The 10640-nt window shown below is 43.1% G+C and carries 9 protein-coding genes and 3 tRNA genes; 8 read left to right on the plus strand and 4 right to left on the minus strand.

Features of this window, described 5'->3' with window-relative positions:
• Nucleotides 1-11: 11 nt before the first annotated feature.
• From FTV48_RS00830 to FTV48_RS00840, 3 genes are all read left to right on the plus strand, one after another.
• A tRNA-Lys gene (locus FTV48_RS00830) sits at nt 12-87 on the plus strand.
• Nucleotides 88-107: 20 nt separating this feature from the next.
• Nucleotides 108-183 (plus strand) — tRNA-Lys (locus FTV48_RS00835).
• A 58-nt stretch (nt 184-241) separates the two neighbouring features.
• Nucleotides 242-317: transfer RNA gene (locus FTV48_RS00840), tRNA-Lys, on the plus strand.
• Between the two features lie 191 nt (nt 318-508).
• Here FTV48_RS00840 and FTV48_RS00845 read toward each other — a convergent pair.
• On the minus strand, nt 509-1201 hold the full coding sequence (locus FTV48_RS00845) for a hypothetical protein (protein WP_005172899.1): 693 nt from the start codon (nt 1199-1201) through the stop codon (nt 509-511).
• 243 nt (nt 1202-1444) lie between these two features.
• Here FTV48_RS00845 and FTV48_RS00850 point away from each other — a divergent pair, with 243 nt between their 5' ends.
• From FTV48_RS00850 to FTV48_RS00860, 3 genes are all read left to right on the plus strand, one after another.
• Nucleotides 1445-1720 (plus strand): PspC domain-containing protein, encoded by a 276-nt coding sequence (locus FTV48_RS00850; RefSeq protein WP_005172901.1) that lies wholly within the window; start codon nt 1445-1447, stop codon nt 1718-1720.
• A gap of 216 nt (nt 1721-1936) precedes the next feature.
• On the plus strand, nt 1937-2722 hold the full coding sequence (locus tag FTV48_RS00855; protein WP_100329294.1) for a sulfite exporter TauE/SafE family protein: 786 nt from the start codon (nt 1937-1939) through the stop codon (nt 2720-2722).
• A gap of 83 nt (nt 2723-2805) precedes the next feature.
• The gene (locus FTV48_RS00860) at nt 2806-4218 is read left to right on the plus strand and encodes a DASS family sodium-coupled anion symporter (protein ID WP_005172903.1); all 1413 of its coding nucleotides are present in this window, start codon (nt 2806-2808) and stop codon (nt 4216-4218) included.
• A gap of 122 nt (nt 4219-4340) precedes the next feature.
• Here the strand turns inward: FTV48_RS00860 and FTV48_RS00865 are convergent, their stop codons facing one another.
• Both FTV48_RS00865 and FTV48_RS00870 read right to left on the minus strand, forming a co-directional pair.
• A complete protein-coding gene (locus tag FTV48_RS00865; RefSeq protein WP_005095404.1) occupies nt 4341-5459 on the minus strand; it encodes an HPP family protein in 1119 nt (372 codons plus the stop codon).
• Nucleotides 5460-5690: 231 nt separating this feature from the next.
• Complete coding sequence (locus FTV48_RS00870; RefSeq protein ID WP_179999123.1) at nt 5691-6533, minus strand: transglutaminase family protein; 843 nt, start codon at nt 6531-6533, stop codon at nt 5691-5693.
• 313 nt (nt 6534-6846) lie between these two features.
• Here FTV48_RS00870 and glyQ point away from each other — a divergent pair, with 313 nt between their 5' ends.
• Complete coding sequence (gene glyQ / locus FTV48_RS00875) at nt 6847-7830, plus strand: glycine--tRNA ligase subunit alpha (RefSeq protein ID WP_005095400.1); 984 nt, start codon at nt 6847-6849, stop codon at nt 7828-7830.
• Entirely contained in the window at nt 7830-9899 is a 2070-nt protein-coding gene (gene glyS, locus FTV48_RS00880) for a glycine--tRNA ligase subunit beta (protein WP_179999125.1), read from the plus strand. Before glyQ ends, glyS begins: the two co-directional genes overlap by 1 nt.
• 25 nt (nt 9900-9924) lie before the next feature.
• Here glyS and FTV48_RS00885 read toward each other — a convergent pair.
• A partial coding sequence (locus FTV48_RS00885) for a hypothetical protein (RefSeq protein WP_218945850.1) occupies nt 9925-10640 on the minus strand: 716 nt, incomplete at its 5' end.

Consider the following 10640-nt stretch of genomic DNA (forward strand, 5'->3'; position numbering starts at 1 on the left):
ATGCCGGTTCAGGGCCGTTAGCTCAGTTGGTAGAGCAGTGGACTTTTAATCCATTGGTCCCGCGTTCGAGTCGCGGACGGCCCACCATTTCTTTGATATCCCTTGATGGGCCGTTAGCTCAGTTGGTAGAGCAGTGGACTTTTAATCCATTGGTCCCGCGTTCGAGTCGCGGACGGCCCACCATCATTCTAAAACATCAGTTTTAGAAATCTCAATCAAATTCATTTTGATTACCCAGAATGGGCCGTTAGCTCAGTTGGTAGAGCAGTGGACTTTTAATCCATTGGTCCCGCGTTCGAGTCGCGGACGGCCCACCATTCTTTACTTAGAATGTCTTCTGAAACATCCCCTACACTATTTTCATTTGCTTTCTATCAGCTGCTATTATATTTTCACGCTTGGATTTTAGGCTGATTTGTCTTCAAAACTTGTTTTGATTTTTAAACAGTTATAAATAGTTTTCTTTAATCTAATTCTAAAAAAAAGAGCAGCGCCGTTTCTTATCGCATTATTTTCTAATATCAAATGTGGTGTCTTTTACCAGCTCATAAGCTTTAGAGGGTGCAGGATAGCCGCGATCAAATAATTCACGATTGATTCTTTCCTTTTCACTATAGATTTTGTCCAGATTCATCACCAGATGGTTCGAATCCTTAATCGTATAATAAAAGCTCGCCCCTTCTTTACGACTCACCACCACCTCGGTACGCTCCGGATTGATAAACCAACGGTCTTTGCGATAGGTGATATTGCTGGCAGTGCTACTTTTGGCATTATCAATAAACACTTTGCCATACTGCAAAATGCTGCGATGCACCGTACCATCCGGCATTAAGGTCAAAATAAATTCTGCCTTACCCTCATTGCAGGGCGCAAAGTTACCATCACAGTCGATCTCGGTATAATAGCGGCCGATAAAATCTTTGGCATAATCTGGTACGACGGCCAGATTTGACTCGGTTTCTGCCCGAAGGGTAGCTTGCCCTGCTACCTGAGTTAAAGATTTTGCACTCACCGGCACGACATCAGGCTGTGCATTCGCAGCGGAAATTTTCACCCCCTCCTGTCCTGATTCTGCCTGAAGCTCCTGCTCAGGCTTGACTTGATGGCGATCACAAGCCTGTAGTATGCCCATCCCCCCCAACATTAGGCCGAATTTAAAAAAACTGCTTAATGTACAACTTGATACATCCAATTTCATTTTAAAGCATACCTAAATTAGGAAACACAGCACGTACAGAGCACATTGCAAGCCAATGAACTTTACACAAGAGTTCAATAGAATTTTCACTATGTTAGTGGCTCTTAGAGCTGGATTTAATCTTTATTAACATTACTTAACGAATTTATTTGCAATCAGCACTTTAAAAAATTTGATCCAACTCCATTTTTGAAGTATGGATCTGTTTTAGGATTCAACCCTATTTTTAATCAGGAGATTTTAATGGCCAATGTTGGTTTATATCGCTCTAACCGCTCAAACATGATTGCAGGTGTGATGGGTGGTATTGCTGAACGTTTTGGTTGGAACGCAAATTTATTACGCCTTATCTTTGTGGTGATTTCGGTCATGAGTGCTGCATTTCCGGGTATTCTGGTCTATCTGGTTCTGTGGTTAATCATGCCAAAAAAGCAGTACAGCATTGAACAGGACAAGGTTCAGCAAGTTCAGGACTATCAAAATCCTGTGCGCACCGTCAATCAGGATAAACGCTATTAATCTGCATCCTAATTTATAGCAAGATGTATTGAAGTGCTTCCTCCTTCACCCAGTCTAATGGGGTGAGATTTTGATGCCACGATAATTCCCCTAGATTATCGTGGCTTTTTTTTGCCTATATTTTTGTTATTTCTATGCTGTATGACAGCTTTTTACTTTATCTTTTAGCTCAATTAGCGATAAATTCAATATTCCAATGTTTGAAATGGATGTCAGATGACTCAGGCAGAATGGATGATGCTGTGGCTCTGTGCCGTAGCAGCCCTGCTGCATGGTTTAAGCGGCTTTGGCTTTCCCATGATGAGTACGGCTGTTCTGTCCAGCGCATATCCGCTTAGCATCGCGGTTACCCTTGTCATTCTGCCCTGTTTGCTGCTGAATCTGATCATGCTGAATGCCGATCCTGCACATAGTCTGTTGAATAGTATTGGCTATTATATAAAACGCTATTGGCCATTAATGCTTAGTAGCCTGATCGGCAGTGTACTCGGGGTCAAGCTGTTACTTTGGCTAAATGAGGCTTATTTAAAACTGTTATTGGGTCTGGTAATTGTATTTTATGTCTTGGACCAGTTACGGGCACGACCCTTACAAGTTAGTCCGCATATTTCCAGCATGCTCTGTTTTGGTTTACTGGCCGGCATTATTGGAGGTGCGACCAATGCTATGGCACCTTTTCTGATGATGTATCTGATGAGTTGCCAGCTCTCAAAGATAGATATTGTTATTATCAGTAATCTCAATTTTATTGCCGGTAAACTGATCCAGCTGATTTTACTATTTCCAATTCTGATCACACTGGAAACCCATCAACAGCATATTCTGATCGGGATCAGCTTATTCGCCCTTGCTGGTGTCTGGATCGGAGGCAAAATACGCCATCGTTTATCTCAGCAGCACTTCAAATGGATTGTCCTGGCTTTACTTTTTGGCTTGGGCCTGTATGCCCTCTGGCAAAGTGCTGGATTATTGCAACAATCTGGTTATAGTATCTTTAAATAGGGTATTTTTTAAACAAAGCAAAATTACAAATTCAAAGCTGATATAAAAAAATGACGTAAATAAAAACCTTGCAAGGAGTGCATATGACTCAGACCAATCTAGCCACCCCAACCAATGCGATGCCTAAAGGGCTGCTCAAAGGCTGGATCCTTATTGTTGTTGCAGCTATTGTGGCCTATAGCCTCTATCTTTATCTGCCCTATGACCAGAATGCCAATAAGGGTCTGGCTCTGCTGGCTTTTATCGGTATTCTCTGGCTGACTGAAGCGATTCATATCACCATTACCGCACTTTTAGTTCCAGTGATGGCGGTGTTACTCGCCATGCCAATGGCCTCTGACGGGGGACTGGTTCCCATCACCACACAAGCCGCTTTGGCCACTTTTGCCGATCCTGTCATTTTCCTGTTTTTTGGTGGTTTTGCGCTGGCAACGGCATTGCATATCCAGAAGCTGGACCGGAAAATTGCCATGTGGATTATCTCCATGTCTGGTGGGCATTTGGGTATTTCTGTACTGGCGATTTTTGTGGTGACGGCGCTGCTGTCCATGTGGATTTCCAATACGGCCACTGCTGCCATGATGCTGCCTTTGGCCTTAGGCTTGCTTTCACATCTGGATGTCAGCAAGGATCGTAAAACTTTTGTCTTTATCCTGCTCGGCATTGCCTATTCGGCCAGTATTGGCGGGCTGGGCACCATGGTCGGTTCCCCTCCGAATGCCATTGCCGCCAAGGCACTCGGCTATGATTTTGCCGACTGGATGAAAATCGGCTTGCCGATGATGTTCATTATTCTCCCCGCCATGCTAGTCAGTTTATATCTGGTACTACGTCCAAAACTAAATCACAAAGTACAATTTGTGACCGAAGATATTCCCTGGACCGGCACCCGTATAGCCACCATGATCCTCTTTCTCTGTACTGCAATTGCCTGGATTTTCAGTAAAAAATTCACCGAAATTTTTGGTATTTCTCAGCCGGATACCTGGATTGCAATTTCGGCTGCCTGTATGGTGGTAATTCTAGGTACCGCAAGCTGGAAACAGATTGCAGAAAATACCGACTGGGGGGTCTTGTACCTATTTGGTGGTGGTCTGACCTTGAGTGCCATTCTGAAGGATTCAGGCAGTTCGCTGGTACTGGGGCAAACTCTGGCCAATGCCTTTGGTGATGCCTCCCCGCTGATGATTATTTTTGTAGTCGCCACTTTTATTATCTTCCTGACTGAATTTACCAGTAATACCGCTTCGGCTGCCCTGCTGGTACCAGTATTTGCCGCAATTGCGGATCAGATGGGCATGCCCAAAGAAATTCTGGTGATTGTCATTGGTATTGGTGCCTCATGTGCCTTTATGCTGCCGGTAGCTACCCCGCCCAATGCGATTGTTTTTGGAACCGGTCATATCCAGCAAAGCGAAATGATGAAAGTCGGTTTTGTACTGAATATTATGTGTATCTTTATTATTTCACTGTTTATTTACTGGTTCTTCCTCTAAACCAAGTCCAATAAAAAAGCACGTTTTGGCGTGCTTTTTTATTGGCAAGTATCGCTGCTTTTTAAGCAAAATCCTTGCTCAAAGCAGATGCATTAAACTCAGATAATTTCTCTAAAATCATCTTATTCAGTTCTGCTTTTGATCTTAAGTTGATTGAGTTCCTGATTCAGTGCAGCAATGATATCGGCACGACTGATAATTCCCACCAGCTGTTGTTGACTGACCACCGGAATATAATTAAAAGAACGTTCAACAAAATAAGGCACCAGATCCTGAATCGGCTGGGTCGGCTGCACCGTGACGACTTTTAAGCTCATAATATGCCTGACCTGATCTTCCCAACTGCTGCGAATATCCGAAGCACGCTTAAACCATTCCACCACGTCATACATGGCCAAAGTGCCGACCAGTTTTTCTTCTGCATTGACCACGGGCAGGCTCATCAGGTTCATCTGTTTAAACTTGTCCAGCGCATGATGAATATTGTCATTTTCATGCAGCGTGACCACATCTTTGGTCATAATATCCTGACAAGTAAATTCATGCACCGCCCGCGCATTGGCAATATCCTGTGCTTCCAGAATAATCTTTTGCAGGTCATATTCACTGATATCCAGCAATTCTGTTTGCTGGTCTAGCACGTCCTGAATATCCTGCGGCTGAATGGTAACTTTCTGGGTCGGGGTTGGATCTTTAGAACGGGTATTCAGTTGCGCCTGCTGCGGATAGCTCTTGCCAATCATGCGGTTAAATACAATGGCGATGATCATCAGCAGCAGTGAATTTAAGAGCACTGGATAAAACACAAAGGCATAGCCCAGATCATGTACCGCATTTCCGCCCAAGACCGCAGTAATCGCGACCGCACCACTCGGGGGATGCAAGGAATCTGTGGTCATCATCAGCATAATCGACAGAGCGACGGCGACACTAAAAGCTTCAGTCGGATTGGCCATGAATAATGCGCAGGTTACGCCGACCACAGCCGCAATGGTATTCCCCACCATAATATTCCAGGGCTGTGCCAGAGGACTGGCCGGCACTGCAAACAGCAACACCGAAGACGCTCCCATCGGTGCAATATACCAGGCCTTAAAATCACCCAGAATCCACAAACTCAGCAATGAAGATACGGCCAAGCCGATCAGGGCACCGATGCCGCATAACAGACGGTCTTTGAGCGGAAGGACTTTGAAGTTTGGTTTTAAGGTATTGAGCCAGTCTAGATTTGAGTGAAACACAGTCTACCTGATTTACTTTTTATCGATTTTCCGCATTATAGAACCAAGCAGCCTTAAAGGTATATTTGTTTTATATCTTTTAATGCTGCAGGTATGCCTACTTTTTAGAAAAAAATGTCGGCATGATTGCTCATCATCAAAATGGTTTTGAATAGCTAAGGCTTTATGCTTCTGCATATTCCAACAACATTATGACTTACAATGAAGCTGATAAAACTGTTTAAAATCATGTTATTTTGCAGTAATTTCAGTAGGCTTTGATAGCGGATTTTCATCTGATTCAGAGCGAATAATCGGCTCGATTTTAATCAGCTCGACCTCACCATAGAAGGTCGAAAATGCCACATCTCCGGCATCGACGCCAGTGCCAATCCGAATTAAATTTTCTACAGGCGCCAAACGGGTCGGATCAAACAGTACCCACCCACCCTCTAAATAAGCTTCAAAAATGGCGTGAAAATCGGGTAAAAACTTTTCGATTTCGACATAACCGACCACCATGCGTGCTGGAATGCCTAAAGCACGACACAGCGCAATACCTAAATGAGCAAAGTCACGACAGACGCCCGCCCGATGGATGAGCACATCTGTTGCAGTACTAAACTGATCCGTGCTGCCAGAAACATAAAATATATTGTTATAAATCCATTGTTCAATCGCTTTGACCCGCGCATAACCCGGCGTCATCCAGCCAAAGGACCGATTGGCCATTTCTGCAAATAAATCCGAATTACAGTAACGGCTGGCCAGCAAATAAGGCAGCACCGCATCAGGCAAATCCGGAATCAGCACTTCATTCAGATTATGCTGCGCATCTGCATTGATCACCGGATGACGTTCAACTGTCGCGTTATAATGCACTTCAAAGACATCACAAGGTTGGACATGCAGACGTATATAACGATTTTGATGATTTAAATCCTGGAATTCACGCCATACGACAGGCATATTAAATGTCAGTTGTTGTTCAAGAATAGTTTGATCGGAATGATGTGCCGCCTGAATCAGAAAAACAAATTCTGTGGTCTGGACAACCTTATATTTTAAATGACATTGAATTTGATAAGTGGTCATGAATTTCCTTATTTTTAAGCATTATTATATTGTGTGAATATTAAACTAATTTTAGGATGCTAATCGTATAAGATCAGTTGAGCTTTATAATGCTCCGGTTAATCGGATGCCATATATCTGATTTATTCTTGATTTTTAAGTTAGCCTCAATCGGCCAGTAAAGCTGAAATCACGACAGATGCATAGATGACTCTTCTTGTTTAAAGGTATTCTGGATTTTTTCAAAAAAGGTTCCACACATTAACCCTTTGCCACTCCCCTGCAAAGTCCTTATAATTGAGCACAATTTTTCTCTAATTTTAAGTGGATGACCATGAGTCGCGCCATATCGCATATTGATACCTTCCAAGGCTTAATTCTTGCCTTACAAACTTACTGGGCGGAGCAAGGCTGTGTAATTTTACAGCCTTACGACATGGAAATGGGCGCAGGAACATTCCATACAGCGACTTTCCTTCGTGCTTTAGGGCCTGAAACCTGGAACGCAGCCTACGTTCAGCCGTCACGTCGTCCGAAAGATGGCCGTTATGGCGAAAACCCCAACCGTCTGCAACATTATTACCAATTCCAGGTGGTACTGAAGCCAAACCCGGACAACATCCAACAGCTCTACCTTGACTCGCTTAAAGCGATTGGGATCGACCCACTGGTACACGACATTCGTTTTGTCGAAGACAACTGGGAATCGCCAACCCTCGGCGCTTGGGGTCTAGGCTGGGAAGTCTGGCTCAACGGTATGGAAGTGACTCAGTTTACTTATTTCCAGCAAGTGGGCGGTGTTGAATGCTACCCAGTGACAGGCGAAATCACCTACGGTCTTGAGCGTCTTGCCATGTACTTGCAAGGTGTAGACTCGGTTTACGATTTAGTTTGGACCAAAGGTCAGTTCGGTACTGTGACCTATGGCGATGTGTTCCATCAAAATGAAGTTGAGCAGTCAACTTATAACTTTGAATATGCAAACGTTGAAAAAATGTTTGAGCTGTTCGATTTCTACGAAGCTGAAGCAACGCGTTTAATCGAAGCTGAACTGCCATTGCCTGCTTATGAGCAAGTGATTAAAGCATCACACTGCTTTAACTTATTAGATGCGCGTGGCGCGATTTCGGTGACTGAACGTCAACGTTATATTTTACGTGTGCGTACTTTGGCACGTGCCATTGCAAATAGCTATGTAGCAGCGCGTGCGAAATTGGGCTTCCCGATGGCTGAACCTGAGCTTCGTGATGAAGTTTTAGCGCAGTTAAAAGCACAAGTTGAAGCGGAAGCAAAAGTTGAATCTAAGGAGAGCAAATAATGTCTAAACATACCGTTTTGTTCGAATTAGGCTGTGAAGAACTTCCACCGAAAAGCCTTAAAAAATTACGTGATGCATTGCAAGCAGAAACCGTAAAAGGCTTAAAAGATGCTGGTCTTGCTTTTGATTCTATCGAAGCCTATGCAGCACCACGTCGTTTAGCATTAAAAATTACCAATGTTGATGGCGCGCAAGCTGACACGCAAAAACGTTTCGACGGCCCTGCAAAGCAAGCAGCCTTTGATGCGGAAGGCAACCCAACCAAGGCGCTTGAAGGCTTTATGCGTGGTCAAGGCATCACGGTTGATCAAGTATCGACTTTCCAAGCCGGTAAAGTTGAAAAAGTGTGCTACCTAAAAGATGTCAAAGGCCAAAGCCTTGATGCACTTTTACCACAAATTTTACAAAATGCATTAGACAACCTGCCAATTGCAAAACGCATGCGTTCTGCGGCGAGCCGTACTGAATTTGTACGTCCTGTGAAATGGGTGGTATTGCTTAAAGACAACGATATTGTTGATGCAACCATTCAGGATCACAAAGCAGCTAACGTGACTTTCGGTCATCGTTTCCATGCACCTGAAGCAATCACTTTAACGCATGCTGACGAATACTTAGCAAAATTAAAAGCAGCGCATGTTGTGGCTTCTTTTGAAGAACGTCAAGCCATTATCGACCAACAAGTGAAAGCGTTGGCTGATGAAGTCAATGCCATTGCAATTGTACCAAGTGACCTTCGTGACGAAGTAACAGCATTGGTTGAATGGCCTGTTGCGCTTCGTGCCAGCTTTGAAGAACGCTTCCTTGCTGTTCCGCAAGAAGCATTAATTACCACCATGCAGGACAACCAAAAGTACTTCTGTTTAGTGAATGCTGACAATAAACTGCAACCGTACTTCATTACGGTGTCGAACATTGAGTCGAAAGACCCAACACAAATTATTGAAGGTAACGAGAAAGTGGTTCGTCCACGTTTGTCGGATGCTGAATTCTTCTTCCTGCAAGACCAAAAACAACCGCTTGCTTCTCGTAAAGAGAAATTGGCGAACATGGTGTTCCAAGCAGAATTGGGCACGCTTTGGAACAAGTCTGAACGTATTGCAAAATTGGCTGTGGCTTTAGCGCCTATTACGGGTGCAAATGCTCAAGACGCTGAAAAAGCAGCGCTTCTTGCAAAATGTGACTTAACCTCTGAACTTGTGGGTGAGTTCCCTGAACTTCAAGGGATCGCGGGGACTTACTACGCACGTCTTGAAGGCGAAAATGATGAAGTTGCTGAGTCTTTAGGCGAGCAGTATTTACCTAAATTCGCGGGTGACGTTTTACCGAAAACCAAAACAGGTACAACCATTGCCCTTGCGGATCGTTTAGATACTTTGACGGGTATTTTTGGTATTGGTCAAGCGCCTACAGGCTCTAAAGACCCGTTTGCACTGCGTCGTTCTGCAATTGGTATTTTGCGTCTTGTGACTGAAAATGAACTTGATGTGTCGATTGAAGACCTGATCAAACTTGCTTTAGCTGCTTATGGCGATGTATTGAAAGATCACGACAAGACTTTAAATGATGCAGTTGCATTCCTTGAAGGCCGTTACCGTGCGAAATACGAAGACCAAGGCGTAGCTGTTGATGTGATTCAAGCTGTTCAAGCCTTGTCACCAAAATCTCCACTTGATTTTGACAAGCGTGTCAATGCAGTAAATCACTTCCGTGCCTTGCCTGAAGCTGCTGCGCTTGCTGCTGCAAACAAGCGTGTTGCCAATATTCTTGCAAAAGAAGCTGCTCCTGAAGGTCAAGTGGTTGAAGCAAACCTGGTTGAAGATGCTGAAAAAGCATTGTTCGCTGAACTTGCAAAAATTACACCTGTGGTTGAGCCGTTATTTACTGCCAAAGACTACACTGCTGCACTTTCAGCTTTAGCTGCACTTCGTGCACCAGTCGATGCGTTCTTTGACGGTGTGATGGTCATGGCTGATGATGCAGACCTTAAAGCAAACCGTTTACGTATGCTTGCTCAGCTGCGTGATTTGTTTACGAAAGTGGCTGATATTTCGGTGTTACAGCACTAAGTTCCGATTTAATAAAAAACCCGCTTTAAAGCGGGTTTTTTATTTCATACTTTTCATCAATTTCAGCCATTAAGCTTTTGAAATAGTCATTTTTTTCATTAAGATAAAAATTATATATTCGTCCAGCTCGTTCATCATTGCTCCGCATTGCTTTTCTCATTAACTCGATTGCAACTAGATAATCTTCAATTTCATTAAACCAATATTCACCATGTAATAATCGATTTTCTAAAGATTGTTTTAACGCTAAATATTCTCTCTGGATATTATCTAAAGCTGTATAAGCAAATAGTTTATTCTGCTCATCATAAATACTATGAATTTTTTCAAACCAATAAGAAATTGGCAACAAGCCAACTAATTTTTCATTTTCAAATTTCTTTTTAACTTCATTTTCCATAATAATTATTTCTTTATTCAGTCTTCTCAAGAGAACAATTGCTTCATCTAATTGCTTCTTGAGTAACTCATAAATAGAAATTTCTTCATAAACTGTATCTTCTTTCTTTTTAGAATATCTCAACAAGTCAAAACCAGATTTATTAATTGTGATACGAGAAATAAAATTATTAAATTCATCCTTATCTTTTTCGCTTCTTCCTCCTTCATTATTTAGGATTGTGTGCCCAATCGAAGCATTCCTAAACTTATGGATGTCTTTAAACTCATTTTGAATCTGATGCTGCAAGCGGAACAGCGTTACGGTCTTTCTGTGACAATACAAAGTGCGCCACCAAACCA

Source organism: Acinetobacter sp. YH18001 (assembly GCF_013416975.1).
Taxonomy (GTDB): Bacteria; Pseudomonadota; Gammaproteobacteria; order Pseudomonadales; family Moraxellaceae; genus Acinetobacter; species Acinetobacter pseudolwoffii.

Coding starts and splice junctions, on each gene's coding strand:
- FTV48_RS00855 (WP_100329294.1), top strand. CDS start 1,937: ATGACTCAGGCAGAATGGATGATGCTGTGGCTCTGTGCCGTAGCAGCC.
- FTV48_RS00870 (WP_179999123.1), bottom strand. CDS start 6,533: ATGACCACTTATCAAATTCAATGTCATTTAAAATATAAGGTTGTCCAG.
- glyS (WP_179999125.1), top strand. CDS start 7,830: ATGTCTAAACATACCGTTTTGTTCGAATTAGGCTGTGAAGAACTTCCA.
- FTV48_RS00860 (WP_005172903.1), top strand. CDS start 2,806: ATGACTCAGACCAATCTAGCCACCCCAACCAATGCGATGCCTAAAGGG.
- FTV48_RS00850 (WP_005172901.1), top strand. CDS start 1,445: ATGGCCAATGTTGGTTTATATCGCTCTAACCGCTCAAACATGATTGCA.
- FTV48_RS00845 (WP_005172899.1), bottom strand. CDS start 1,201: ATGAAATTGGATGTATCAAGTTGTACATTAAGCAGTTTTTTTAAATTC.
- glyQ (WP_005095400.1), top strand. CDS start 6,847: ATGAGTCGCGCCATATCGCATATTGATACCTTCCAAGGCTTAATTCTT.